We start from the raw sequence: 24543 nt of genomic DNA, 5'->3' as shown, positions 1-24543 counted from the left end.
ATCAATTAGTTATTGTCGATTAAAAGACAGATAAATATCTGTATTTGTAGCTGTGGCTATGACTCTCAGCGCTCCGTAGGAGCCGCGGGGGTGCTCACGCATGGGCTTAGGCGCTAGGCCTGCTTCGTAGCCCGGATTGCATCCGGCTCCGGGTGGGTGGCGCTGGCTACAACGCGGTGGCGCGTTTCGGCAGATAGGGCGGCAGGTACAGGCCCAGGTAGGCGTCGAACACGCGCATGCCTTCTTCGGCCAGGCGCGGGGTGATGCTGCCGTGCAGTTGCACCGAGCGGGCATAGACGCGGTCGCCCAGTTCCATGGCCAGGGCGAACACATCGACATCGTCCGGCAGTGGCGGCAGTTCGAAATGCCGTTCGAACAGCGCCTGCATCAGCCGGCCCAGTTCCAGGTCGTGCTGACGGTCGGCCTGGGTCACCTCGCTCAGGCCGTGCTGGGCGAGGATCAGCTGGCGTGCAGCGGCATCGCTGGCGTAGATCGCCAGCATGCGCTGCTCGACGATACGCGACAGATCGCGCCAGTCGCGCAGTTCGGCATGGGCGATGGGCGCCTGCAGGCTGGCGCGAAAGGCGGCGTGGATGTCGGCGGTCAGGCCTTCGAGCAGCGCCGGCACGCTGGCGAAGAAGTGGTAGACCGAGGACGCGGGAGTGGCCGCGCGCTCGGCCACACTGTAGATCGACAGATTGGCCACGCCCTGCTCGGCGAGCAGTGCGCGGGCGGCGGCGAGGATCACGGTAATCCGTGCCTGGCTGCTGGCGCGGGTTTTGCGGGCGGTGGCGGTGCGCTGCATGGCGATCATCTCGGCAAGGGACGCGCTATTGGACGCCAGCCGGTGGTGTGCAGGCAAGTCGGCTGACCCTCATACGCCCGGCCTCCCAACGACGGCGGGGCATCGTGGCGAAAGCACGTCCATACTTGGCTCGCTGGGCCAAATCGCATGCAGCACTACCCCGCCGCAGGCTGGCGCGTGCGGCTAAAAAGATCGTGGGTCGATTTGGCTGAATACAACGACGCCGGCATTAAGCCGGCGTCGGGTAGTGCTTACACGGTGTGCAGATACCAGTTGTATTCGAGGTCGGAGATCGAGTTCTCGAACTCGGCCAGCTCGCTTTCCTTGCAGGCGACGAAGATATCGATGTATTTCGGGTCGATATAACGCGCCAGGATCTCGCTGTCGTCCAGCTCGCGCAGGGCATCGCGCAGGTTGTTCGGCAGGCTCTGCTCGTTCTGCTCGTAGGAGTTGCCTTCCACCGGCGCGCTTGGCTCGACCTTGTTGGTCAGGCCGTGGTGCACGCCCGCCAGCACGGCCGACAGCAACAGGTAGGGGTTGGCATCCGCGCCCGCGACCCGGTGTTCGATACGCACGGCATCGGCGGTATCGTTCGGCACGCGCAGGGCCACGGTACGGTTGTCGATACCCCAGCACGGCGAGTTCGGCACGTAGTACTGCGCGCCGAAGCGGCGATACGAGTTGACGTTCGGGCAGAGGAAGGCCATCGAAGCCGGCATGGTTTCCAGCACGCCGCCAATGGCATGGCGCAGGGCGTCGTTCTGTTCGGGATCTTCGCAGGCAAAAATATTCTTGCCGTCCTTGTCGAGGATCGAGATGTGCACGTGCAGCCCGTTGCCCGCCTGATTCGGGTACGGCTTGGCCATGAAGGTGGTGTCCATCTCATGGTCGTAGGCGATGTTCTTCACCAGGCGCTTGAGCAGCAGCGCATAGTCGCAGGCCTTGATCGGGTCGGCGACGTGGTGCAGGTTGACCTCGAACTGCGCCGGGGCGCTTTCCTTGACGATGGCGTCGGCCGGGATGCCTTGCTCCTTGGCGCCCTCGAGGATGTCCTGCAGGCATTCGGCGTATTCGTCGAGGTCGTCGATCAGGTAGACCTGGGTCGAATGCGGGCGCTTGCCCGACAGCGGCGACAGCGGTGGCTGCGGGCGACCGTTCACGTTGGCCTGGTCGATCAGGTAGAACTCGAGTTCGAAAGCGGCACAGATGGTAAGGCCCAGTTCGTCGAACTTCGCAACCACCTGGCGCAACACTTCCCGTGGGTCGGCAAAGAACGGCTCGCCTTCCATTTCGTGCATGGTCATCAACAGTTGCGCGGTCGGGCGCTTCTGCCAGGGTTCATTGCACAGGGTGTTGGGGATGGGGTAGCAGATACGGTCGGCATCGCCGATATCCAGGCCCAGGCCAGTGCTTTCCACTGTCGAGCCGTTGATATCCAGAGCGAACAAAGACGCCGGGAGGTTGATGCCGCGTTCGTAAACCTTGTGCAGGCTCGCACGCTCGATGCGCTTGCCGCGCACCACTCCATTCATATCAGCAATGAGAAGGTCGACGAACAGGACCTCAGGATGTTTCTTAAGGAACGCGTTCGCTTCGTTAAGCTGAACGGCACGCGGGGGTACCGACATGATGCAACACCTTTCTTGTTAAAAATATCAATCATTAAACTGCGGTGAGTTGAGTCAATCTTAAACCTTGAGACCTGTCAAGGGTGGCTTATTTTGCCCTAAAAAAGCGCGTCGTGGCCATTTTCAGGGCGTTTCAGGGCAGTGCTGCCCTGCTCGGAGCCATACCTGGCGCGGTGCTCATCGGGGTGTGTTCAATTTTTTACATCCCTATTGTGTAAAAAAATGAACAAGGCTAAGCTCGGTTTCAACCCACTAACAGCAATAAAACGGGTGTCACATGTCGCGCCTGCCGTTGATCGGCGTTACCGCCTGTACTAAACAGGTTGGTCTGCATCTTCACCATATAACAGGTGACAAATACGTTCGTGCCGTAGCCATTGGAGCCGGCGGCTTGCCGCTGATCATTCCGGCGCTGGGCGAACTGATCGATCGGCCGACCCTGCTCGATAATCTGCACGGTTTGCTGTTCACCGGCTCACCATCGAATGTCGAGCCTCATCATTATAGCGGCTCGCCCAGCGCGGCCGGTACTGCGCACGATCCCGAACGCGATCGCACCACCTTGCCGCTGATCCGCCAGGCCATCGCGGCAGGCGTCCCGGTGCTCGGCATCTGTCGCGGCTTTCAGGAGATCAATGTGGCCTTCGGCGGCACCCTGCACCAGAAGGTGCACGAGGTCGCCGGCATGCTCGATCACCGTGAGCAGGCCGATGAACCGCTCGATGTGCAATATGCCCCGCGCCACCTGCTGCGGGTGCAGCCGGGTGGCATTCTCGCCGGCCTCGGCTTGCCCAGCGAGATTGCCGTCAACTCTATTCATGGTCAGGGCGTTGAGCGTCTGGCGCCGGGCCTTCGCGTCGAAGCACTGGCGCCTGACGGGTTGATTGAAGCCTTCTCCGTCGAAGCTGCGCCGAGTTTCGCGCTGGGGGTGCAATGGCACCCCGAATGGCAGGTAGGATCCAACCCGAATTATCTCGCCATCTTCCAGGCCTTTGGTGAGGCTTGCAGGAAGAGGGCGGGGCAACGTTGAACCGACTATATATAAGTCGGCTCTCATCAACCCTGAGGTCTCTATGAGCACCAAATTGGACCAGCTTTCGAGCTGGCTGAAAGAACGCAAAATCACCGAAGTTGAATGCTTGATAAGCGATCTTACCGGCATTGCCCGCGGCAAGATTTCGCCGACCAACAAGTTCCTCGACGAGAGGGGCATGCGCCTCCCCGAGAGTGTGCTGCTGCAGACCGTGACCGGCGACTACGTCGAGGACGACATCTATTACGCCCTGCTCGACGAAGCGGACATCGACATGTTCTGTCGCCCCGACGAGAACGCGGTGTTCCTGGTGCCGTGGGCCATCGAGCCGACCGCCATGGTCATCCACGATACCTTCGACAAGCAGGGCAACCCGATCGAGTTGTCGCCGCGCAACATTCTCAAGAATGTGCTCAAGCTGTATGCCGACAAGGGCTGGAAGCCCATCGTCGCGCCGGAGATGGAGTTCTACCTGACCAAGCGCAACAGCGACCCGGATTTCCCCCTGGTCGCGCCGATGGGCCGCTCCGGGCGCCCGGAAGTGGGCCGCCAGTCCTTCTCCATCGATGCCGCCAACGAATTCGACCCGCTGTTCGAAGATGTCTACGACTGGTGTGAAATCCAGGGGCTGGATCTCGATACCCTGATCCACGAAGACGGCCCGGCCCAGATGGAAATCAACTTCCGGCATGGCGAGGCCTTGCACCTGGCCGACCAGATCACCGTGTTCAAGCGCACCATGCGCGAGGCGGCGCTCAAGCATGACGTGGCGGCGACCTTCATGGCCAAGCCGATCACCGACCAGCCGGGCAGCGCCATGCACATTCACCAGAGTGTGGTGGATATCAAGACCGGGCAAAACCTGTTTTCCAATGCCGACGGCAGCATGAGCGAACTGTTTATGCAGCACATTGGCGGCCTGCAGAAATACATCCCCGAGCTGCTGCCGCTGTTCGCCCCCAACGTCAATTCCTTCCGCCGTTTCCTGCCGGATACCTCGGCGCCGGTGAACGTCGAGTGGGGCGAAGAGAACCGCACGGTCGGCCTGCGCGTACCGGAAGCCACGCCGGAGAACCGGCGGGTGGAAAACCGCCTGGCCGGCGCCGATGCCAACCCCTATCTGGTGCTGGCCGCCTCGCTGCTGTGCGGTTACATGGGCATGGTGGAACAGCTCGAACCCGGCGCGCCCGTCAAGGGCCGGGGGTATGAGCGGCGCAATCTGCGTCTGCCGATCACCATCGAGCACGCGCTGGAGCGGATGGAGGCCTGCAAGGCGGCGGAAGAATACCTGGGCGACAAATTCATGCGTGGTTACGTGGCGGTCAAGCGTGCCGAACACGAAAACTTCAAGCGCGTGATCAGTTCCTGGGAGCGCGAGTTCCTGCTGCTCTCGGTTTGAGCGAACGGGTGCCAGGGCGAGAGGCCCGCGGCACCCGCGGATGACGTACATTTTTGAGGTGGATATGACAAAGCAAGCAAGCAACCCGCAAACCCTTGAGTGGCAGGCCATGAGCCGTGACCACCACCTGGCGCCGTTCAGCGACTTCAAGCAGCTGGCAGAGAATGGCCCGCGCATCATCACCAAGGCCGATGGCGTCTACCTGTGGGACAGCGAAGGCAACAAGATCCTCGACGGCATGGCCGGTCTCTGGTGCGTGGCCATCGGTTATGGCCGCGACGAGTTGGCCGATGCCGCCAGCAAGCAGATGAAACAGCTGCCCTTCTACAACCTGTTCTTCCAGACCGCCCATCCACCGGTGCTGGAATTGGCCAAGACCCTCGCCGAGATTTCCCCCGCGGGCATGAACCATGTGTTCTTCACCGGCTCGGGCTCCGAAGGCAACGACACCATGCTGCGCATGGTGCGCCATTACTGGGCGATCAAGGGTCAGCCGCAGAAGAAGGTCATCATCAGCCGCATCAACGGCTATCACGGCTCCACCGTGGCCGGCGCCAGCCTCGGCGGCATGAAGTTCATGCATGAGCAGGGCGACCTGCCGATTCCGGGCATCGAGCACATTCCCCAGCCCTACTGGTTCGGCGAAGGCGGCGACATGAGCCCGGACGAGTTCGGTATCTGGGCCGCCGACCAGCTGGAGAAGAAGATTCTCGAAGTCGGCGAGGACAACGTCGCCGCCTTTATCGCCGAGCCGATCCAGGGCGCCGGCGGCGTGATCATTCCGCCGGACAGCTACTGGCCGCGCATCCGCGAGATTCTCGGCAAATACGACATTTTGTTCGTCGCCGACGAGGTGATCTGCGGTTTCGGCCGCACCGGCGAATGGTTCGGCAGCGACTTCTACGGCAACAAGCCGGACATGATGACCATCGCCAAGGGCCTGACCTCCGGTTACATCCCCATGGGCGGCCTGATCGTGCGCGACGAGATCGTCGAAGTGCTCAACCAGGGCGGTGACTTCAACCACGGCTTCACCTATTCCGGGCATCCGGTGGCGGCGGCAGTGGCGCTGGAAAACATCCGCATCCTGCGCGAAGAAAAAATCATCGAGCGGGTCAAGGCAGAAACGGCACCCTATTTGCAGAAGCGTCTACGGGAACTGGCCGACCATCCGTTGGTGGGTGAAGTGCGCGGTGTCGGCATGCTCGGTGCGATCGAACTGGTGAAGAACAAGGCCACGCGTGAACGCTATCCGAGCGAGTCGGGAGTAGGCATGATTTGCCGTGGCCATTGTTTTGCCAATGGTCTGATCATGCGTGCCGTGGGGGACACCATGATCATTTCGCCACCACTGGTCATCAGCAAGGCCGAGATCGACGAACTGGTAGACAAGGCGCGTCAGTGTCTCGACTTGACCGCAGAGGAACTTGCTGGCTGAAACATGCCGCTCTTTATTGCGTTCAGCGGGCTACGCTGAGAGTTGTAAAGAGTGGCGCGACCTTGCCAGACTGGGCCAGTGCGTTGGCCAGGCTCACCGGAAGGTGCGGCAGCCAGGCTGCGCATCATCCGGAAAACTTTTACAACAACAGGAGCTGTACGCATGAAAACATTCGGCAAAACCCTTCTCGCGTTGTCCCTCGCCGTGGCGGTGGCGGGTGCCGCGCAAGCTCAGGAAAAAGTGCTGCACGTTTACAACTGGTCGGATTACATTGCCGAAGACACCCTGGAAAATTTCCAGAAGGAAACCGGCATCAAAGTGGTTTACGACGTCTTCGACAGCAACGAAACCCTGGAAGCCAAGCTGCTTTCCGGCGGTTCGGGCTACGACGTGGTGGTGCCGTCCAACCAGTTCCTCGCCAAGCAGATCAAGGCCGGGGTGTTCCAGAAACTCGACAAATCCAAGCTGCCGAACTGGAAGCACCTCAACCCGGACCTGATGAAGGCGCTGGAAAACGCCGATCCGGGTAACCAGTACGCCTTCCCCTACCTGTGGGGCACGACCGGCATCGGTTACAACCCGGAGAAGGTCAAGGCCGCGCTGGGCGTCGACACCATCGACTCCTGGGACGTGCTGTTCAAGCCGGAAAACATGGAGAAGCTCAAGGCCTGTGGCGTGTCCATGCTCGACGCCCCGGATGAGGTCTACGCCGCTGCGCTGCATTACCAGGGCATGAACCCCAATCCGACCAGCGTCGAGGACGTGGCCAAGGCCGAAGAATTGCTGATGAAGGTGCGTCCTTACATCACCTACTTCCACTCGTCCAAGTACATCTCCGACCTGGCCAACGGCAACATCTGCGTAGCGCTGGGTTGGTCCGGCGACGTGTTCCAGGCCCAGGCGCGTGCCGAGGAAGCGAAGAACAACGTACCGGTCGCCTATGCGATTCCGAAAGAGGGTGCGGCCTCGTTCTTCGACATGATGGCCATCCCGGCCGATGCCAAGAACGTCGAAGAGGCGCATATCTTCCTCAACTACATCCTGACCCCGGAAGTGATCGCGCCGATCTCCGACTATGTCGCCTATCCGAACGGCAACGCCACCGCCACGCCGCTGGTAGCCGAGGAAATCCGCAACAACCCGGGCATCTACCCGACCGCAGAAGCCTCGAAGAAGCTGTACACCTTCGCCGAGCTGGACCCGAAGGTGCAGCGTGCCATTACCCGCAGCTGGACCAAGGTGAAATCGGGCCGTTGATAGCGAGCCCGGCAAGGTGGTGAATGCAGGTGATCTGCTGAACCACCCCGTTTCTGGCGGGGCATCCCGCCAGAAACCCTGACAATAAGAAGGAAGACCCTATGCATCGCTCAACTCAGCTGGCCGGCCTTGTGTCCGTGCCATTCGCCATGCTGTTGCCTGCTGTTAGCTCGGCAGGGTGCAAGACCAGGCCCGAATGTGCTGCCTGGCTGATGTCGATCCGCTGAACGAGCAGGTCTTTGTCGATAGACCGTCGGCCTCTTTGCAGGCGGCCCGATTCAAACAGGACTCAAATTGTGCAAGCAGCCTTCGGCAACACCCTGACCGCCAGCGCTGCGGCGTTTGCCCTGCTGGCCACGGCCCAGGCGGCGACAGTCCAGGTGTGCCGCCGGAGCGCCGCTGACCACGAGCAACAGGCCGAGGCCTGCACGAATTATCCAGGCCCCGGGTCAATTGCCGGGGGCAGTGATTAGCTTGGCTACGCTAAGCCACATAGCGGTGGACCGTATCGATCGATGCGGACGTAGCCAGTGACGCAGCGGTGTACCCGCCGCAAGCAGTTTTGGACAGATTGTTTATCTCGGCGGAGTTGCCGAACAAGCTAAAAAGGCCAATGACCCGAAGCTGGAACAGGGTCGACTCAGGTCAGTAATTTCAAACGCCCGGCCGTCGGGGTTGGGCGCTACTTTTGCGGGAGTTTTGGTAATGGCAGTTGCTTCCAGTGCCTATAAAAAGGTTCTTGAGGGAGATCAACAACCGAAAGAGGTGTTGGTCAAAATCGATCGGGTGACGAAGAAGTTCGATGAAACCATCGCCGTCGACGACGTCTCTCTGACCATCAACAAAGGCGAAATCTTCGCGCTGCTCGGCGGCTCGGGCTCGGGCAAATCGACCCTGCTGCGCATGCTCGCCGGCTTCGAGCGGCCGACCGAGGGGCGCATCTACCTCGACGGCGAGGACATCACCGACCTGCCGCCCTACGAGCGGCCGATCAACATGATGTTCCAGTCCTACGCGCTGTTCCCGCACATGAGCGTGGCCGACAACATCGCCTTCGGTCTCAAGCAGGACAAGATGTCCAGGCTCGAGATCGATGCGCGGGTCGCCGAGATGCTCAAGCTGGTGCAGATGAGCCAGTACGCCAAGCGCAAGCCGCACCAACTGTCCGGCGGCCAGCGCCAGCGCGTGGCCCTGGCCCGCTCCCTGGCCAAGAGCCCGAAACTGCTGCTGCTCGACGAGCCGATGGGCGCGCTGGACAAGAAACTGCGCTCGCAGATGCAGCTGGAGCTGGTCGAGATCATCGAGCGGGTCGGCGTGACCTGCGTGATGGTCACCCACGACCAGGAAGAGGCCATGACCATGGCCCAGCGCATCGCCATCATGCACCTGGGCTGGATCGCCCAGATCGGTAGCCCGGTGGACATCTACGAGACGCCGACCAGCCGCCTGGTCTGCGAATTCATCGGCAACGTCAACCTGTTCGACGGCCAGGTGGTCGAGGACGCCGAAGGCCACGCGCTGATCGACAGCCCGGATCTGGAGCGCAACATCTTTGTCGGCCACGGCGTCACCACCTCGGTGCAGGACAAGAGCATCACCTACGCCATTCGCCCGGAGAAGCTGCTGGTCACCACCGAGCAGCCGACCTGCGAGTACAACTGGTCGCGCGGCACCGTGCACGACATCGCCTACCTGGGCGGCCATTCGGTGTTCCATGTGCAGTTGCCCAGCGGCAAGATCGTCCAGTCCTTCGTCGCCAACGCCGAACGCCGTGGCACGCGGCCGACCTGGGACGACCAGGTCTATGTGTGGTGGGAGGATGACAGCGGGGTGGCATTGCGCTCATGAACATTTCCCGAAGCATCAGCCGCCGCCTGCCCAGGGGCCGGCACTTCGTCATCGGAGTGCCCTTCATCTGGTTGTTCATGTTCTTCCTGCTGCCCTTCATCATCGTCTTGAAGATCAGCTTTGCCGAAGCCGAAGTCTCTATTCCGCCGTACACCGACGTGTACACCTGGGCGGAAGACAAGATCTCGCTGGTGCTCAACCTGAGCAACTACATCTTCCTCAGTGAGGACGATCTGTACCTGGCCGCCTACCTCGGCTCGTTGCAGATGGCCTTCTTCAGCACCCTCCTGTGTTTGCTGCTCGGCTATCCGATGGCCTATGCCATCGCCCGTGCCGACAAGGAAATGCAACTGGTGTACCTGCTGCTGATCATGATGCCGACCTGGACGGCGATCCTGATCCGCGTGTACGCCTGGATGGGCATCCTCAGCAACAACGGCCTGCTCAATGGCTTCCTGCAGAGCATCGGCCTGATCGATACGCCGCTGCAGATCCTCAACACCAACATCGCGGTCTATATCGGGGTCGTGTACTCGTACTTGCCGTTCATGGTGCTGCCGCTCTACGCCAACCTGGTCAAGCACGACCAGAGCCTGCTGGAGGCCGCGGCCGACCTGGGATCGAGTACCTACAACAGCTTCTGGAAGATCACCGTGCCGCTGTCGAAAAACGGCATCGTCGCCGGCTGCATGCTGGTGTTCATCCCGGTGGTCGGCGAGTTCGTGATTCCCGAACTGCTCGGCGGCCCGGAGACCTTGATGATCGGCAAGGTGCTCTGGCAGGAGTTCTTCAATAACCGCGACTGGCCGGTGGCCTCCGCCCTGGCGGTGGTGATGCTGGCGATCTTGATGATCCCGATCATCCTGTTCAATCGTAACCAGGCTAAAGAGATGGAGGGTCGTCCATGAAGCGTTACAGTTTCTCCACCATCATGCTGTGGGTCGGCCTGCTGTTCATCTACCTGCCGATGCTGATCCTGGTGATCTACTCGTTCAACGGCTCGCGCCTGGTCACGGTGTGGGGCGGCTGGTCGCTAAAGTGGTACATCGGCCTGCTCGACAACACCCAGTTGATGAACGCAGTGATGCGCTCTCTGGAAATCGCCTGCTATACCGCGGTGGCGGCGGTGGCTCTGGGTACCCTGGCGGCCTTCGTGCTGACCCGGGTCACCCACTTCAAGGGCCGTACCCTGTTCGGTGGTCTGGTCACCGCGCCGCTGGTAATGCCCGAAGTGATCACCGGTCTGTCGCTGCTGTTGCTGTTCGTGGCCATGGCGCAACTGATCGGCTGGCCCGCCGAACGCGGCATCCTGACCATCTGGATCGCCCACACCACCTTCTGCGCGGCCTACGTGTCGGTGGTGGTCTCGGCGCGCCTGCGTGAGCTGGACCTGTCCATCGAGGAGGCGGCCATGGACCTGGGCGCCAAGCCGTGGAAGGTGTTCTTCCTGATCACCGTGCCGATGATCGCGCCGTCCCTGGCGGCCGGCGGCATGATGTCCTTCGCCCTGTCGCTGGACGACCTGGTTCTGGCCAGCTTCGTCTCCGGTCCCGGTTCCACCACCCTGCCGATGGAGATCTTCTCCGCCGTGCGCCTGGGCGTGAAGCCGGAGATCAACGCGGTGGCCAGCCTGATCCTGCTGTCGGTGTCGCTGATGACCTTTATCATCTGGTTCTTCGCCCGCCGGGCCGAAGACCGACGCAAGAAGGCGATCCAGCAAGCCATGGACGAAAGCACCGGCGCCCACCTGCAAAACGGCCCGGACAGCCGCCGCGACCCGTCGCAGATCCACGCGGCCGCTTAGGTAGTCATCTGCGTAGAAACGGAAAAGGGTCACTGCGGTGGCCCTTTTTTGTGGGAGGTTCCGCACGATCCGGCTGGCGGTCCGTGCGCAGCGATGCGGCGTACCGCCCGCATCATTGCGGCTCACTCGAGGCTCCTGCCTTCGCCGACTTCCTCATGGGTCACGCCGTCGCGGATGTGGTAGATGCGCTTGAAGGTGGGGATGATTTTCTCATCATGGGTGACGACGATGATTGCCGTCTCGAACTGGCGCGCCATGTCGTTGAGGATGCGCATGACCGCCATGGCGCGCATGCTGTCGAGCGGCGCGGTGGGTTCATCGGCGAGGATCACCGGTGGCCGGTTGATCAGCCCGCGGGCAATGGCGACCCGCTGTTGTTCGCCGCCGGAAAGTTGCGAGGGCATGGCGCTGATGCGGTGTTGTACATCCAGGGCCGTCAGCAGTCCCACAGCTTGTGCGCGCGCCTGGTCATTGGGCATGCCGGTCAGCATCGGTAGCAGGGCGACGTTGTCGGTGACATCGAGAAACGGGATCAGGTACGGCGCCTGGAACACGAAGCCGATCTTGTCTCGGCGCAGGGCGCGCAAGTCGCGGACCTTCCAGCCATTATCAAAGATCACTTGGTCACCCAGGATCATCCGTCCGCCGCTCGGGTCTATCACTGCGCCAAGGCATTTGAGCAGGGTGCTCTTGCCCGAGCCGGAAGGGCCGATCAGGCCCACGACTTCGCCCGGCGCGACCTGCATGTCCACATGCTTCAGCGCGTCTACCGCGGTATCGCCTTTGCCATAGCGCTTGCTCAAACCTTCGATGCGGATGCCTTTGCTGCTCATTTCAACCACCTATTGCTTCGGCCGGATCGACCTTGAGCGCCATGTGGATGGCGATAAGGCTGGCGAGTACACAGATCGCCAGCACGGCGAAGAAACCGACGACGGAGTCCTGCGGTATCAGCAGCACATACTTGGGGAAAAACGGCGCGGCGAAGGTGGCGGTGATCTTGCCCACCACGAAACCGATCAGGCCCAGGGCCAGGGACTGCTGCATGATCATGGCGGCGATTGTGCGGTTCTTGGTGCCGATCAACTTCAGCACCGCAATTTCACGGATCTTGTCCATGGTCAGGGTGTAGATGATGAAGGCGACGATGGCCGCGCTGACCAGCGCCAGAATGATCAGGAACATGCCGATCTGTTTGGCCGAGGTGGCGATCAGCTTGCCGATGAGGATGGCTTCCATCTGCGGTCGGGTATAGGTCGTCAGCCGTTTCCAGCGGCGGATGGCTTCGGCCGCCTGATCGGCCGCCTGCCCGGGTTGCAGTCGCACCAGCACGGCATTGACCGATTGACTGGTTTCTTGCGAGGCATTGATGGCGGCAAGCAGGCCGGGCACTTCGGCGCGGTTGAAGGCCGGGTTGGCTTCAGTGCGCCGGCGGTTCTGCCAGAGGGTGTCGTTGTCCTTGAGGAACTGGGCCTGCTGGGCATCCTTCAACGGAATGAACACCATCGGATCGCCGCTGGACGACACCATGCGCCGGGTCAAGCCCACCACCCGGTACTGATTGCGGCGGATGTCGAGGCGGTCGCCCAGTTGGAAACCGCTGGCGATATCGGCGACCGCCTCATAGTGACTGCGGGTGATCTGCCGCCCGGCGATCAGGTACGGCGGCCAGCCGGGCGTGCCCGCCGCGCCGGGTGCGATGCCAACCACCATGGCACGCACGTCATCGTCGCCCCTGTCGATCTGCATGGTCAGGTAAGTCACGTTGGCGGCCTGGGCAATACCCGGCATGCCGAGGAGGCCGCGGTAGCGGTCGTCGTTGATGCTGGATGGCTCAGCGTAGGGGCCGAGGGTGCCTTTTTGCACCACCCAGAGGTCGGCGCCGCTGTTGTCGAGCAATACTTTGCCGTCATCGACCATGCCTCTGTATACGCCCGCCATGACCAGGGTCACGCCGATCAACAGGCCCAGGCCGATGCCGGTGAACACGAACTTGCCCCAGGCATGCAGGATGTCGCGACCGGCCAGGCTGATCAATGCGGCACTCCGGGCATTTGCTCGACCACATGCAGCCGGCTGCGCTCGGTCAGTGCCTTTTCGCGATAAACCACCACCCGGGCGCCGCTCTCGAGCCCTGCTGCGACCTGCACCCAGCCATCCAGGTCGGCGGCGCCGAGGCTGATGGGGGTGAAATGCAGGTCGCGATCGATGACCTGCCATACGCCGATACGGCCGGCCTGATAGCTGACTGCCGCATTGGGAAGCACCGGGGTCGCCGCAAGGGCGGGCAAGGCAACGCTGACTTCGGCCAACTCGCCAATCGGCGGCAGGGCCTGTGCTGGAGCCTCGAACGCCACCTTGGCGAGGATTTCCTCGGTCACCGCGTCGGCCATGGGTTCCACGCGCAACACCCGGCCGTCCAGCGCCTGGCCGTTGCGCGAACGCAGCACAATGCTTGCCGGCAGGCCGGCCTCGAGCTTCGAGGCGCTGATCTGGTCGAAGCGTGTGTTGATCCATAGGCTGTCCGGGTCGATCAGTTCAATCACGGCCTGGCCCGCGACTATGGTCGTGCCCGGGTCGGCGTTACGCGCGGCGACCACCCCGTCTGTCGGGGCGATCAGGCGCAAATTGCGTCGCTGCGCCACGAGTGCCTGGTAGTCGGAAGTGGCGCGCGCGAGGTCTTCGCGCGCGGCGGATAGAACGGCATCGGCGATCTGCAGTTCCTGGCGCTTGGTGCTGATGATTTCCTCGCTGGTCATGCGCTTGGCGAACAGTTTCTCGAAACGCTGTGCCTGGGATTGCGCATAGCGGCGCCGCGCCTCGGCCTCGCGCAATACGGCTTCGGCGCGCTTGGCTGCCGCTTGCTGTGAGCGTACGCGCTCATCGAGATCGACCGGCTCCATTTCACCGAGCACTTGCCCGGCCTTCACCCGGTCGCCTACCTGCACATCCAGCCGTTTAACCCGCCCGGTCAGGGTGGGGCCGATCTTGTAGGTGTAGCGCGCCTCGACCGTACCAATGCCGAACAGGGCGGGGCTGAGCGAGCGATCCTGCACGGTCGCCAGCGTCACCGCCACCGGAGCTAGGGGGCCGGAGCTCAGGCTGACATAGACGAACAGCGCGAGCAGCGGAACGAGCACCGCCAGGAGCGCCAGGGTGCGGCGTGTCATTGTGCTGCGCTCGCGATGCCGCGCCGATAAAGCGCAAACACCCTGGGCGCATCCTCACGAATGCGCGCCACGTCCCCGGCCAGCATGGACTGCATGACCAGGCCCTGGATGGTGCCGATGAACAGCGTGGCCGCCGCCTGGCTATCCAGGCTGGCGCACAGCTCGCCGCAGGCCTTGCCCTTCTCGATGCAGCAGTGCAAGCGCTCGCCGTAGCGTTGAATCAGGGTCTGCACCATGCGCTTGGCGGCCGTGGTTTCAGCACGCTGAAGCTCGCCAAAGATCATGCGCGGCACCCCGGGGTGCTCGGCGACGAACTCGATATGGCTCATGAACATGGCCTGCAGCGCGGCCAGGGGCGATTCGATGCCGTGCGCGGCCCGGTCGACCCGAGCCAGGAGGCGCTCGGCGACCCACTCCATGACCGCCTGCCAGATGGCCTCCTTGTTCGGGAAATGACGGAACAAGGCGCCTTGGGTCAGCTTCATGTGCTTGGCGATTGCCGAAGTAGTGATCTCGCTGGGGTTTTGCGAGCCGGCCAGCTCAATCACCGCCTCGACCGTCACGGCCCGTCGTTCATCGGCGGGCAGGTGCCTCGAATGGGTATCCACTGGGGTATTCCTCGGCTAAGATAGTAATCGATTACTATCTTAGCCCGGTGGATCGCCCTGTCAACCCGCCGTGGGAGGCGCTATCGCCGTCGACCAATGTGGCGCTTCCAGCCAGAGCACGGCCCTCGCGCCGTTGGTCCTCGGTCGGTGCTGGAGATCAGCCTGTCCGGGTCAGGTGTTGCACGGGGCTGTGTCTTTCTGTAGGTGCGGATTTCGCGGCCGAAGCACAACAGCGCCCGAACGCACCACGCGCGGCGACTGCGGTGGCGGCCGGATGATAGTTCCACGTTGAGCCGATACGGATGGAACATTTGCCCGGCGGCGGCGTTAAACCCATAACGCCGCGTGCAGGGGCCGATGTCTTGAGCAGGAAAGTTGACATGCACGACTCGGAAGAACGGTTGATCCAGCAGGCCCAGGCGGGCAATCGGCATGCTTTCGGCTCGCTGATGCAACGCAACCAGGCGCGCGTATTCCAGTTCGTCCGGCGTTTGTGCGCAGGCGGCGACGAGGCGCTGGACATCACCCAGGACACCTTCCTCAAGGCCTATCTGGCCTTGGACAAATGGCGGCCTGAGGCGCGCTTTCAGACCTGGTTGCTGCAGATCGCCCGCAACACCACCCTGGATGCGCTGCGCCGGCAGCGGCGTCAGCCATGCGCAGCCCTCGAGGACTGCGGTCAGCTGGTCAGTCCCGTGGCGTCCCCGGAACAGCAATTGGCCGGTGCGCAGCGCCTCACCCTGTTGGAACACCTGCTTGCCCGGCTGCCGCTGGAGCATCGGGAAATCCTGCTGCTGCGTGAAGTCGAGGGTCTGTCCTATGCAGAGCTGGCGACCACCCTGGGCATCCAGCAGGGAACGGTCAAATCGCGGCTGGCCCGGGCCCGCGAGGCCATGCTGAGTAGTTATCGACATGCGAACGGAGGGCAACTGGATGACTGAGCACCCGGATATGGAGGCGCTGTCCGCCTACCTCGATGGCGAGTCTGACCCGCTGGAAAGCCGCTGTATCGCCACGCACCTGGCCGTCTGCCCCAGTTGCGCCACTGTTGTTCGCGACTTGCAGGCGATCAGTCAAGGTTTGCGTGCGCTGGTGCCGGAGCAACCTCCGGTCGATCTGGCCGCGCGCGTCGGCGCCTTGCTCGACAGCCCGCGCCCGACTCGCCAGCGACTGGCCAGATGGCGTAAGCGGCTGCCGGTCGTCGCGGGGGCGGCGGCATCGGTACTGTTCGGCGTGCTGATCGGCTCCGCCTTGCCCTCGGACCCGCCGGCATCCGCTGCGCTGAGCCTGAATGCCCTGGCCGTGCTGGGGAGTGCCCCGCCCGGCGCCCTCTGCGCCCGCCCCGAATCCTGCTACCTGAAGGTGACCCAGAAATGACGCCCGCCGCCCTTCGTACCGCACTGGTCTTTTCGTTACTGGTCAATGTCGGCGTACTCGCCGCCGCGGGCTGGCAAATGCTCCCGCGCGACGGTCTGCCCATGCCTTCAGGGGCGCCGACCAGCCTGTCCCGCCACCTCCAACTGAGCGCCGCACAGCTGCAGCGCTGGCATGACGCCGAGATGCTGTTCTTCACCCGGTTGCACGCCTCCGGCGGCGCAATCAAGGAGCACCGCGACCGGTTGATCGAGACGATCTTCGCTGAGGCTCCAGACCCTGAATTGATCGAGCGCGAGCGGATCGCGATCGCCCGCCTGCAAGACGCCCAGCAGCAACAGGTTATCGAGCAGCTTCTGCTCGAACGCAACATTCTCACTGCCGAACAACGTCAACGACTGGCGCAACTGCTCACGCAGCAGTCGGTCGGGCCATCCGGTTTTGAAAGCCTGCACCGTGAATAGACAAGAAGGATGGAACAAAAAAACCCCGGGCGACGTTCAAGTAAATGAAACCAGCTGCTGCATTTATGGAGTCTCACCATGTACCCGAACCCCCGTGCCGTTATTCTCGTCCTGATCCTGGGCGCTACTTCCTTGAGCTTTGCCGGCGCCAGCCTGGCCGCCGAAACCGCGCACCAGCACGGTTCCGCGGAGCATGAACTGCAACTGAACGCCGGCGAAAAATGGGCCACCGATGCGCCGCTACGCAAAGCCATGGGCGCGCTGAATGGCGCCATGCAGGCGTCATTGCCGGCCATCCATGACAATCAGCTGGGCGATGCGCAGTACGACCGGCTGGCGGTCCGGATCAATGATGAAGTGGCCTACATGGTCAAGCATTGCAAGCTCGAGCCCGAGGCCGACGCACAGTTGCACCTGATCATCGCCGAGCTGCTGGCCGGCGCCGACAGCATGGCCGGCAAGGCGCCCGATCAGGCTCGCCGCAACGGAGCGGTCAAAGTCCTTGGCGCACTGCAAAGCTATGCCGAGTACTTCGCCGATACCTCCTTCGAAACCATCCAGCATTGAGCCGATGCTCATGCTGGCAGCAGCAACGCCGAGCGGGCGGTTCGCCTTGCAGGTGGAGAAAGGGTCGCCGCGGTGACCTTTTTTCGTTATTGACGGCGCTCGGCAGGTTTTCCGCTTCCGGGGCCGTCGCTGCGGCTCAGCAGTAATAAGCTGTACATCCATACAGATTGAGCTTGCCTGAACCCGCATCACTGCGCATGCTGTGCGCCATCGCGACAAGGAACCAATGATGGCGGCCATGCGGCTCTTCCTCTGTGAAAAACCTTCCCAGGCCAAGGACATCGCCAAGGTGCTCGGGGCCACCCGGCGCGGCGATGGCTGCTGGCTGGGCAGTAACCTGACGGTGACCTGGTGCATCGGCCACCTGCTGGAAACCGCACCGCCGGACGCCTACGACGCGCGCTACAAGCGCTGGGTGCTGGCCGACCTGCCGATCATCCCCGAGCGCTGGAAGATGCTGGTCAAGCCCAAGACCGCCGGCCAATTCAAGGCCGTCAAGCGTCTGCTCGGCGAAGCCGACGAACTGGTCATCGCCACCGACGCCGACCGCGAGGGCGAGATGATCGCCCGCGAGTTGGTCGAGCACTGCCGCTATCGCGGGCCGATCCAGCGCCTGTGGCTGTCGGCCCTGGACGATGCCTCGATCCGCAAGGCCCTGGCCGCGCTCAAGCCCGGCGCGGAAACCTTCAGCCTCTACCATTCGGCGCTGGGCCGCTCGCGCGCCGACTGGCTGATCGGCATGAACATGAGCCGGCTGTTCACCCTGCTCGGCCAGCAGTCCGGTTATCAGGGCGTGCTGCCAGTGGGTCGGGTACAGACCCCGACCCTGCGCCTGGTGGTCGACCGCGACCGCAGCATCGCCGCCTTCGTGCCGTTGCCGTACTGGGCCATCGAGGTGCCGCTGCTGGCCGACGGCACCGCGTTCAGCGCCCAGTGGCGCGCCACGGCGGAGGTCTGCGACGAGCAGGGCCGCTGCCTCGATCAGGCCCTCGCCCAGGAGGCGGCAACGGCCATGGGCAACGCCGCCAGCGCCCGGGTGGTGCAACTGCGCACCGAGCGCATGCGTGAGGCGCCGCCCCTGCCGTTCGATCTCGGCACCCTGCAGGAAGTCTGCTCGAAGAAGCTCGGCCTTGGCGCCCAGGAAACCCTGGATATCGCCCAGGCGCTCTACGAAACCCACAAGCTCATCACCTACCCGCGCAGCGATTGCGGCTACCTGCCGCTCAGCCAGCACGGCGAGGCGCCGGCCATCCTCGCCGCCTTGGGCCGCGCCGATCCCGCGTTGGCCGACCTGCTCGAACACCTGCAGCCGCAGCGCCGTTCGCGGGCCTGGAACGACGCCAAGGTCAGCGCCCACCACGGCATCATCCCGACCTCCGCCGCGCAGCACCTCGAACGCCTGACCGGCAAGCCGCGGGCGGTCTACAGCCTGATCCGCGCGCGCTACCTGGCGCAGTTCCTGCCCAACCACGAATACGACCGCACCCAGGCCGACTTCGACTGCGCCGGCCAGGCCCTGCGCGCGGTCGGCAAGGTGATCGTCGAACCCGGCTGGCGGCGTGCCCTGCCCGAAGCCCTGACGCCCGCCAAAGGCCGCGAAGCGCCTCCCGCGCAAGCCCTGCCGACCCTGCGCGAAGGGCAGGACTGCAGAGTGACCGGCGTGACCCTCAAGGATCTCTGGACCCAGCCACCGAAGCCCTTCACCGAGGGCGACCTGATCAAGGCGATGAAGAACGTCGCCAAGCTGGTCGACGATCCGCGCCTGAAACAGAAACTCAAGGACACCACCGGCATCGGCACCGAAGCGACCCGCGCCGGCATCATCCAGGGCCTGCTCGACCGCGGCTACCTGCTCAAACAGGGCAAGGCCCTGGCCGCCACCCCGGCCGCCTGCAGCCTGATCGACGCCGTCCCCCGCGCCATCGCCGACCCCGGCACCACGGCGATCTGGGAACAGGCGCTGGACATGGTGCAGAGCGGCGAGATGAGCCTGGACGACTTCGTCGCCAAGCAGTCGGCCTGGATGAGCAAGCAGGTGCAACGTTGCGCCGGCCTGCGCCTGACCATCAGCGGCCCCGCCAGCCCGGCCACCGCCGCGCCCTGGAAGGGCAAGCGCAAGCCCGGCAAGCGCAAGGCGGCGGGGAGCAAGCGGGTTGGCAAGCCGGATGGGCGGGGGTGAACGGGGAGCCGGGGCCGACTACAAATAAGCGTGGTCGCGGCTCAAGGCATAAACCGTGGTTTGTTCCCTATTGCCTTGCTATCGTCTTGCGACGTACCGGGGCTTGAGCCAGATTGAGGAGGCAAGCGATTACCGGGGTGTAATGGCTTCTAGTAACTTTTTTATTTATATATGTTTTTCTGAAAAAACCGTGAGAGTTAAGTTGTCTAGAACTCAGCACTATGCGAGAACACGAAAGTCTGTTTAATCCCTGTTGAACTAAACCGCTTCGCGGTTTAGCGGAGCGTTTGGCACATCTGTGAGCTGATTCGCAATGAAACAGAGCGACACGAGATCTCGGTTCAAAGCAAAACTGCTTCGTCCGGCCAAGTCGGGCCGCGATACTCCATGGGCTTTTGTAATTTTGCCCGAGCGCGCGAGCGCAAAGCTTCCTAGACGAGGAAGGACGACGGTAGAGGGCAGCATCAACGGTCATGACTTCCGGGCTACGCTTGAGCCGGATGGTCAATTGAGTCATTGGCTGCGGGCAAACAAGGAGCTACTCGAAACAGCAGGCGTGAACATTGGCGACATTGTCACGTTCGAAATCATGTCAGTGGAGCAAGAGCCTGAAGCTGAGATTCCCTCTGACCTACAAGATGCCCTGGCGGCTGCTCCCGAGGCTCGAGCCGTTTGGGACGATACAACCACCATCGCACGCCTGGACTGGATACATTGGATTACTTCAGCCAAGCAGTCCAAGACTCGGGCGAAGCGGATTAGTGATGCGTGTGACATGCTTGCTTCTGGAAAGCGGCGGGTTTGCTGTTTCGATCCATCTGGCTACTACAGTAAAGCCTTCAGCGCGCCCAAAGCGGCAGATTAGGTCAATCCTTTCTTGTATTTTGACAGGCGTATTCAGGGACAAACCGCAATTAACGCTTGAACCCGCGTAGTCGATAGCGGCCTGTCTCCTATTGTCCGTTGTGAGCGGCATCTGCCTCCGGAGTTTACTTCTGGCGAACCCGGTCCACCCGCTGCGGTCTAAAAAACGATGGGATCGCGACCGATCAAAGCTCCTCGCACAGGTTTGACGTTCGAACCCGGAGGCGCCAATAGCCGTTGAGGCTAGAACAGCGGGTACGGCTAGGGAAACGGCATATCCAACCTTGCAGTGGGTCATGCGACTAACCCCGGACGTCTTCATCCGCTCGGTGAAGATGCGAATCCAGACAAGGGTAAGGTCACCCAGGTTTTGCATGTGCGGAAGACGGTCGCATGACCCCCAGCTGAAGCTCCGCTATGGAGCCTATCTCACCGGTCGCCTGTATTCGTCCACCTCAACATGTGCCTTCGCGTGATGCTTGCCCGGTACAGCACTCACTGCCAAGGAACTTCACCTATGGTTACTCACTACAAGGTTGCCGGGCATCTCGCCTGTGGCAGTCATGGCGACAATCTCCCCTCCACCACCGACCTTGCGCGGGTTAAATGTCGCAACTGTCGTGGCACCGATGCGTTCAAGGAAGCCCGCAGAGAGGCGCGCAACGCGGCGCGCAGAGCCGCGCGCAAAGCCAAGGTCGCTCACGCCGCGAATGACTGGCGTGCAGCCTGGTTGGAGAAACTCACCAACATGCCGGGGCTGCAGCGACTGCCTAGGGGGTTCAGAGGCCAGCCCTACGTCTAGCCATGCGCAACGCTATTGAGCCGATGCCCGGGCTGCAGCGAGCCGCGTGAGTTGCCCACGGCTCTTTGGATACCGTTTAGCGTGCACTTCGAGCCGACCTCTGCCGAGCATGACCGGCAGAGGCCGGCTCAAGCCAGCGGGTTGCCTCAGCGCGAGGCGATGCGCCAAATGTCGGCCCGCTTCTCTTCCGACAGGCCCGCCAGTTGCGCCTGCTGGACGCGCCCTTGGCGAATCAGCTGAGCGAACACCAGATGCAATTGCGAGTAGCGATAGTCGTATTTGCGGTCGATCTCGCGTTGCTTGCGCTGCAGGTACTCCTGGATCGGCCACATTTCGTGCGGCTCCGTTACGGCGGCGGCTCTTGCTTTGAAATCGGCCATGATCTCGGCCAACTCGGCCGTGAGCGCCGCCTCGAACACGCGGCGCGCGAGCTTCTTCTCGGCGGCGGACCACTTGAGGTCGTACATGGATGCTCCTGACCGGCACGGCGGACCTGTTTGGGATACGGAATATTTGCTGCCAGGCCGCGATATAGCCCCTGCTAGAGCCCCGGCTGCGGTTCGATAAAGCCCTTCACTAGCCAGCGGTTCAACCCGGTCAGTGTCTTTGCGCTGGAAAATCCAGGCCGTAGTTCTTCCACAATCGGGGTAGACCATGACCCGGTGTTCCGCGAGCCGGCGCCTCGGCAGGGCAAGCGCGCGAGCACGCCGCTCAGCCGCCGCTGGCCACCCCGGCCAGGCGCCGTGCCAGCACGCCGAAGCGCCGACGGTATTGCGCCGGAGTCAGGCCGACCTTGCGCCGGAACAGGCGACTGAAGAAACCGGCGTCCTGGTAGCCCACCTCCAGGGCGATGGCCTCGATGGGCAGATCGCCCGCTTCGAGCATCTGCTTGGCGTCTTCCAGGCGCAGGGTGTGTATGTAGTCCAGCGGCGACATGCCGGTCGCCTGGACGAAGCGGCGCTGGAAGGTGCGCTCCGGCAGTCCGCTCATCTGCACCATGGCCGCGACCGGGGCCTCACTCTCGTAGTGCAGGGCGGCCCACTCCTGGCAATGCGCGATTGCCGGGTCGGCCAGTTGCGCGGTGCGCATCATGGCGGCGTAGGCCAGCGGGCTGGTGGCGTCCCAGTCGAGCAAATTGAGCCGGGCCATCTGCATCGCTTCCTCGGCACCGACGAAACGGGCGATGAGAAACAGCGCCAGCGCATGCCAGCTGGTGCCACTGCCGGCCATCACCAGGCGCTGGCCGACCCCGGCGGTGACCAGCGCCTTGCTCGGCTGCCAGCGAATGTCCGGGTGTTCGCGCTGCAAGGCTTCGCAGTAGCCCCAGTGCGAGGTGCCCTCGTGCCCGGCGAGCAGACCGGTACGGGCCAGCAGCACCGCGCCGGAACAGGCCGAGGCCAGGGTCGCGCCGGCGGCATAGCGCTCGCACATCCACTGTGCCTCGATGTCGTAGCGCTCGCCCAGCGGCTGCCAGGGACTGACCGCCAGGTCGCTGATCACCACCACGTCGAGCGGGGGCGCGTCCTCGAGGCTGGTCTGCGGCTGGATCAGCACGCCATTGGCGCCCTGCAGCGGCAGGCCGTCACGGCTGACGATCAAGGGTCTGAAGGGCGAGTCGACTTCCGTCTGGTGCACCAGCATCTGCCAGTCGCGGCGGGTGCCCAGCAACAGGTCATAGAGGCCGAACAGGGTCGAGGCGGTGCTGTCCGGCAAGGCGAGCAGGGCGACGGTCAGGGGCGGCGCGCTGCCTGCGGAATCCGGGCGGGTGGTGGCGGAAATGACCATTTTCTTACCTGGATGACTCTAGTGCGGTCCGCCCGCCGCGCCAATCATGGAGGCGTTGGCACAGGCCAGCGAACCCTACGTTTGGAGCATAGAACAATGAAAGATCTACACGGCTACCAACTGACCGGCTGCAATGCCCAAGCCCTGGCGGCGCTCGAGCGCGGTCTGCAACAGTTCCGCTGCTTTCGCAACGACCCGCTCGCCAGCGCCGATGCGGCGCTCGAAGCCTCCCCCGAACTGGTGATGGGTCATGTGCTGCGCGCCTGGCTGCACCTGCTGAGCAGCGAGGCCGCCGCCGTGCCCGTGGCCCGCGCCGCGCTGGAAAGCGCCCGCGCACTGCCGCACAACGATCGCGAGGCGCGCCACCTGCAGGCGCTGGAGTTGCTGGTGGCCGGCCAGCTGCAGTTGGCCGGGCGCAGCCTGGAGGACCTGAGCATCGAATACCCCCACGACGTCCTGGCGCTGCAGGCCGGCCAGCAGATCGACTTCTTCACCGGCGATGCGCGCATGCTGCGTGACCGTATCGCCCGGGTATACCCGGCCTGGTCGCCTGAGGTGCCGGGCTACCATGCGCTGCTCGGCATGTACGCCTTCGGCCTGGAGGAAACCGGCGATTATCGCCTGGCCGAGCGTCTCGGCCGCGAAGCCGTGGCCCTCGAACCCCACGACGCCTGGGCCCAGCACGCGGTGGCGCATGTACTGGAGATGCAGGGCCGCCGCGAGGAGGGCATCGTCTGGATGCGCGGCAACCGCGGCTGGCAGGAGGACAACATGCTCGCCGTGCACAACTGGTGGCACCTGGCGCTGTACCACCTGGAGCAGGGCGATATCGCCACGACCCTGGCGCTGTTCGATGAGGCGATCGACGGCCACCGGCCGGAGCTGGCCCTGGAGCTGGTCGACGGCAGTGCCATGCTCTGGCGTCTGCAACTGCGCGGCGTCGACGTACAGCAGCGCTGGCTGGGGCTGGCCGAGCGCTGGGCGGCGCAGGCCGACGATGGCTACTATGCGTTCAACGACCTGCACGCGACCATCGCCTTCGCCTGCGCCGGTCGCGATGACCTGGTCGAGCGGGTGCGCCAGGCCCAGGCCCGTGCGCAGCAGCGCGACGATGACAATGCGCAGATGACCCGCGCCATCGGTGCGCCGGCCATCGCCGCGGTACTGGCCTTCAATGCCGGTCAGTACGACCGCTGCGTGGAGCTGTTACGTGCCATCCGTAACCAGGCCCAGCGCTTCGGCGGCAGTCATGCCCAGCGCGACCTGCTCGACCAGACCCTGCTCGCCGCCGCCCGGCGCAGCGGCCAGGCCAGCCTGGCCAGCGCCCTGGAAACTGAACGGCAGCTGCTCGCCGCTCAGCGCAGTGTGCACTGAGGTGCGCGCCGCAAGGCAGGCCGCGGCCACGCGGCCTGCCGCCGAGCGTCTGTGGTGCTCGCTCGGCAGATGGTTCTTCCGGGCTCTACAACCCCGCGACCCGTAGGGTGCCACTCGCCTCAGGCAGTGCACCGTGGATATTCG

At 63.3% G+C, this 24543-nt stretch carries 23 protein-coding genes and 1 pseudogene; 16 read left to right on the top strand and 8 right to left on the bottom strand.

Annotated elements, in window-relative coordinates; genetic code table 11:
* Positions 1-166: 166 nt before the first annotated feature.
* Together G9C89_RS18265 and G9C89_RS18260 are read right to left on the bottom strand one after the other, a co-directional pair.
* Entirely contained in the window at positions 167-805 is a 639-nt protein-coding gene (locus tag G9C89_RS18265; protein WP_172150667.1) for a TetR/AcrR family transcriptional regulator, read from the bottom strand.
* A 251-nt stretch (positions 806-1056) separates the two neighbouring features.
* Positions 1057-2433, bottom strand: coding sequence for a glutamine synthetase family protein (locus G9C89_RS18260; RefSeq protein WP_172150665.1), 1377 nt, complete (start codon positions 2431-2433; stop codon positions 1057-1059).
* 277 nt (positions 2434-2710) lie between these two features.
* Between G9C89_RS18260 and G9C89_RS18255 the strand changes: the two genes are divergently transcribed.
* The 8 genes and pseudogenes from G9C89_RS18255 to G9C89_RS18225 all read left to right on the top strand — a co-directional run bounded on the left by G9C89_RS18255 (position 2711) and on the right by G9C89_RS18225 (position 11212).
* Positions 2711-3463, top strand: a complete 753-nt coding sequence (locus G9C89_RS18255) for a gamma-glutamyl-gamma-aminobutyrate hydrolase family protein (RefSeq protein WP_172150663.1) — start codon at positions 2711-2713, stop codon at positions 3461-3463.
* A 43-nt stretch (positions 3464-3506) separates the two neighbouring features.
* Positions 3507-4865: a glutamine synthetase family protein gene (locus G9C89_RS18250; RefSeq protein ID WP_172150661.1), complete on the top strand. Its 1359-nt coding sequence runs from the start codon at positions 3507-3509 to the stop codon at positions 4863-4865.
* 64 nt (positions 4866-4929) lie between these two features.
* On the top strand, positions 4930-6303 hold the full coding sequence (locus tag G9C89_RS18245; protein ID WP_172150659.1) for an aspartate aminotransferase family protein: 1374 nt from the start codon (positions 4930-4932) through the stop codon (positions 6301-6303).
* Between the two features lie 162 nt (positions 6304-6465).
* On the top strand, positions 6466-7560 hold the full coding sequence (locus tag G9C89_RS18240) for a polyamine ABC transporter substrate-binding protein (protein WP_172150658.1): 1095 nt from the start codon (positions 6466-6468) through the stop codon (positions 7558-7560).
* A gap of 529 nt (positions 7561-8089) precedes the next feature.
* A pseudogene (locus G9C89_RS25575) lies at positions 8090-8212 on the top strand (spermidine/putrescine ABC transporter substrate-binding protein PotF); the annotation flags it as partial.
* 53 nt (positions 8213-8265) lie between these two features.
* Positions 8266-9408: an ABC transporter ATP-binding protein gene (locus G9C89_RS18235; RefSeq protein ID WP_172150656.1), complete on the top strand. Its 1143-nt coding sequence runs from the start codon at positions 8266-8268 to the stop codon at positions 9406-9408.
* Between the two features lie 26 nt (positions 9409-9434).
* A complete protein-coding gene (locus G9C89_RS18230; protein ID WP_172150799.1) occupies positions 9435-10316 on the top strand; it encodes an ABC transporter permease subunit in 882 nt (293 codons plus the stop codon).
* Complete coding sequence (locus G9C89_RS18225) at positions 10313-11212, top strand: ABC transporter permease subunit (protein WP_172150654.1); 900 nt, start codon at positions 10313-10315, stop codon at positions 11210-11212. The genes G9C89_RS18230 and G9C89_RS18225 overlap by 4 nt, the downstream gene beginning before the upstream one ends.
* A gap of 122 nt (positions 11213-11334) precedes the next feature.
* On the opposite strand, the gene G9C89_RS18220 is transcribed toward G9C89_RS18225, so the two are convergent.
* Genes G9C89_RS18220 through G9C89_RS18205 form a run of 4 tightly spaced genes read right to left on the bottom strand, consistent with a single transcriptional unit; the run spans position 11335 to position 14990 of the window.
* Positions 11335-12045 (bottom strand): ABC transporter ATP-binding protein, encoded by a 711-nt coding sequence (locus G9C89_RS18220; RefSeq protein WP_172150652.1) that lies wholly within the window; start codon positions 12043-12045, stop codon positions 11335-11337.
* Position 12046: 1 nt separating this feature from the next.
* Positions 12047-13249: an ABC transporter permease gene (locus G9C89_RS18215; RefSeq protein WP_172150650.1), complete on the bottom strand. Its 1203-nt coding sequence runs from the start codon at positions 13247-13249 to the stop codon at positions 12047-12049.
* Positions 13246-14382, bottom strand: a complete 1137-nt coding sequence (locus G9C89_RS18210) for an efflux RND transporter periplasmic adaptor subunit (RefSeq protein WP_172150648.1) — start codon at positions 14380-14382, stop codon at positions 13246-13248. Before G9C89_RS18210 ends, G9C89_RS18215 begins: the two co-directional genes overlap by 4 nt.
* A complete protein-coding gene (locus tag G9C89_RS18205) occupies positions 14379-14990 on the bottom strand; it encodes a TetR/AcrR family transcriptional regulator (RefSeq protein WP_172150646.1) in 612 nt (203 codons plus the stop codon). The genes G9C89_RS18210 and G9C89_RS18205 overlap by 4 nt, the downstream gene beginning before the upstream one ends.
* 380 nt (positions 14991-15370) lie before the next feature.
* Here G9C89_RS18205 and G9C89_RS18200 point away from each other — a divergent pair, with 380 nt between their 5' ends.
* From G9C89_RS18200 to G9C89_RS18170, 7 genes are all read left to right on the top strand, one after another.
* A complete protein-coding gene (locus G9C89_RS18200) occupies positions 15371-15931 on the top strand; it encodes an RNA polymerase sigma factor (protein WP_172150644.1) in 561 nt (186 codons plus the stop codon).
* On the top strand, positions 15924-16367 hold the full coding sequence (locus G9C89_RS18195) for an anti-sigma factor family protein (protein WP_172150642.1): 444 nt from the start codon (positions 15924-15926) through the stop codon (positions 16365-16367). Before G9C89_RS18200 ends, G9C89_RS18195 begins: the two co-directional genes overlap by 8 nt.
* A complete protein-coding gene (locus G9C89_RS18190) occupies positions 16364-16828 on the top strand; it encodes a Spy/CpxP family protein refolding chaperone (protein ID WP_172150640.1) in 465 nt (154 codons plus the stop codon). Before G9C89_RS18195 ends, G9C89_RS18190 begins: the two co-directional genes overlap by 4 nt.
* A gap of 78 nt (positions 16829-16906) precedes the next feature.
* Entirely contained in the window at positions 16907-17395 is a 489-nt protein-coding gene (locus tag G9C89_RS18185; RefSeq protein WP_172150638.1) for a hypothetical protein, read from the top strand.
* Positions 17396-17633: 238 nt separating this feature from the next.
* The gene (locus G9C89_RS18180; protein WP_172150797.1) at positions 17634-19574 is read left to right on the top strand and encodes a DNA topoisomerase III; all 1941 of its coding nucleotides are present in this window, start codon (positions 17634-17636) and stop codon (positions 19572-19574) included.
* A gap of 313 nt (positions 19575-19887) precedes the next feature.
* Complete coding sequence (locus G9C89_RS18175) at positions 19888-20439, top strand: YdeI/OmpD-associated family protein (protein ID WP_172150636.1); 552 nt, start codon at positions 19888-19890, stop codon at positions 20437-20439.
* 516 nt (positions 20440-20955) lie between these two features.
* Positions 20956-21240: a hypothetical protein gene (locus G9C89_RS18170; protein WP_172150634.1), complete on the top strand. Its 285-nt coding sequence runs from the start codon at positions 20956-20958 to the stop codon at positions 21238-21240.
* A 146-nt stretch (positions 21241-21386) separates the two neighbouring features.
* Here G9C89_RS18170 and G9C89_RS18165 read toward each other — a convergent pair whose 3' ends face one another.
* Entirely contained in the window at positions 21387-21707 is a 321-nt protein-coding gene (locus G9C89_RS18165) for a hypothetical protein (protein WP_172150632.1), read from the bottom strand.
* Positions 21708-21951: 244 nt separating this feature from the next.
* Positions 21952-23025: a GlxA family transcriptional regulator gene (locus G9C89_RS18160; RefSeq protein ID WP_172150630.1), complete on the bottom strand. Its 1074-nt coding sequence runs from the start codon at positions 23023-23025 to the stop codon at positions 21952-21954.
* Between the two features lie 96 nt (positions 23026-23121).
* On the opposite strand from G9C89_RS18160, the gene G9C89_RS18155 reads away from it, so the two are divergent.
* Positions 23122-24399, top strand: a complete 1278-nt coding sequence (locus G9C89_RS18155) for a tetratricopeptide repeat protein (protein ID WP_172150628.1) — start codon at positions 23122-23124, stop codon at positions 24397-24399.
* Positions 24400-24543 lie beyond the last annotated feature (144 nt).

Source organism: Pseudomonas tumuqii (genome assembly GCF_013184545.1).
GTDB lineage: Bacteria > Pseudomonadota > Gammaproteobacteria > Pseudomonadales > Pseudomonadaceae > Aquipseudomonas > Aquipseudomonas tumuqii.
This window is presented reverse-complemented; position numbering and strand designations above follow the sequence as displayed.

Excerpts from the sequence above, each read along its gene's own strand:
- G9C89_RS18165 (WP_172150632.1), bottom strand. The coding sequence starts at position 21,707 with ATGTACGACCTCAAGTGGTCCGCCGCCGAGAAGAAGCTCGCGCGCCGC.
- G9C89_RS18255 (WP_172150663.1), top strand. The coding sequence starts at position 2,711 with ATGTCGCGCCTGCCGTTGATCGGCGTTACCGCCTGTACTAAACAGGTT.
- G9C89_RS18155 (WP_172150628.1), top strand. The coding sequence starts at position 23,122 with ATGAAAGATCTACACGGCTACCAACTGACCGGCTGCAATGCCCAAGCC.
- G9C89_RS18235 (WP_172150656.1), top strand. The coding sequence starts at position 8,266 with ATGGCAGTTGCTTCCAGTGCCTATAAAAAGGTTCTTGAGGGAGATCAA.
- G9C89_RS18240 (WP_172150658.1), top strand. The coding sequence starts at position 6,466 with ATGAAAACATTCGGCAAAACCCTTCTCGCGTTGTCCCTCGCCGTGGCG.
- G9C89_RS18220 (WP_172150652.1), bottom strand. The coding sequence starts at position 12,045 with ATGAGCAGCAAAGGCATCCGCATCGAAGGTTTGAGCAAGCGCTATGGC.
- G9C89_RS18180 (WP_172150797.1), top strand. The coding sequence starts at position 17,634 with ATGCGGCTCTTCCTCTGTGAAAAACCTTCCCAGGCCAAGGACATCGCC.
- G9C89_RS18210 (WP_172150648.1), bottom strand. The coding sequence starts at position 14,382 with ATGACACGCCGCACCCTGGCGCTCCTGGCGGTGCTCGTTCCGCTGCTC.
- G9C89_RS18185 (WP_172150638.1), top strand. The coding sequence starts at position 16,907 with ATGTACCCGAACCCCCGTGCCGTTATTCTCGTCCTGATCCTGGGCGCT.
- G9C89_RS18225 (WP_172150654.1), top strand. The coding sequence starts at position 10,313 with ATGAAGCGTTACAGTTTCTCCACCATCATGCTGTGGGTCGGCCTGCTG.
- G9C89_RS18260 (WP_172150665.1), bottom strand. The coding sequence starts at position 2,433 with ATGTCGGTACCCCCGCGTGCCGTTCAGCTTAACGAAGCGAACGCGTTC.
- G9C89_RS18245 (WP_172150659.1), top strand. The coding sequence starts at position 4,930 with ATGACAAAGCAAGCAAGCAACCCGCAAACCCTTGAGTGGCAGGCCATG.
- G9C89_RS18170 (WP_172150634.1), top strand. The coding sequence starts at position 20,956 with ATGGTTACTCACTACAAGGTTGCCGGGCATCTCGCCTGTGGCAGTCAT.
- G9C89_RS18175 (WP_172150636.1), top strand. The coding sequence starts at position 19,888 with ATGAAACAGAGCGACACGAGATCTCGGTTCAAAGCAAAACTGCTTCGT.
- G9C89_RS18200 (WP_172150644.1), top strand. The coding sequence starts at position 15,371 with ATGCACGACTCGGAAGAACGGTTGATCCAGCAGGCCCAGGCGGGCAAT.
- G9C89_RS18250 (WP_172150661.1), top strand. The coding sequence starts at position 3,507 with ATGAGCACCAAATTGGACCAGCTTTCGAGCTGGCTGAAAGAACGCAAA.
- G9C89_RS18265 (WP_172150667.1), bottom strand. The coding sequence starts at position 805 with ATGCAGCGCACCGCCACCGCCCGCAAAACCCGCGCCAGCAGCCAGGCA.
- G9C89_RS18190 (WP_172150640.1), top strand. The coding sequence starts at position 16,364 with ATGACGCCCGCCGCCCTTCGTACCGCACTGGTCTTTTCGTTACTGGTC.
- G9C89_RS18160 (WP_172150630.1), bottom strand. The coding sequence starts at position 23,025 with ATGGTCATTTCCGCCACCACCCGCCCGGATTCCGCAGGCAGCGCGCCG.
- G9C89_RS18195 (WP_172150642.1), top strand. The coding sequence starts at position 15,924 with ATGACTGAGCACCCGGATATGGAGGCGCTGTCCGCCTACCTCGATGGC.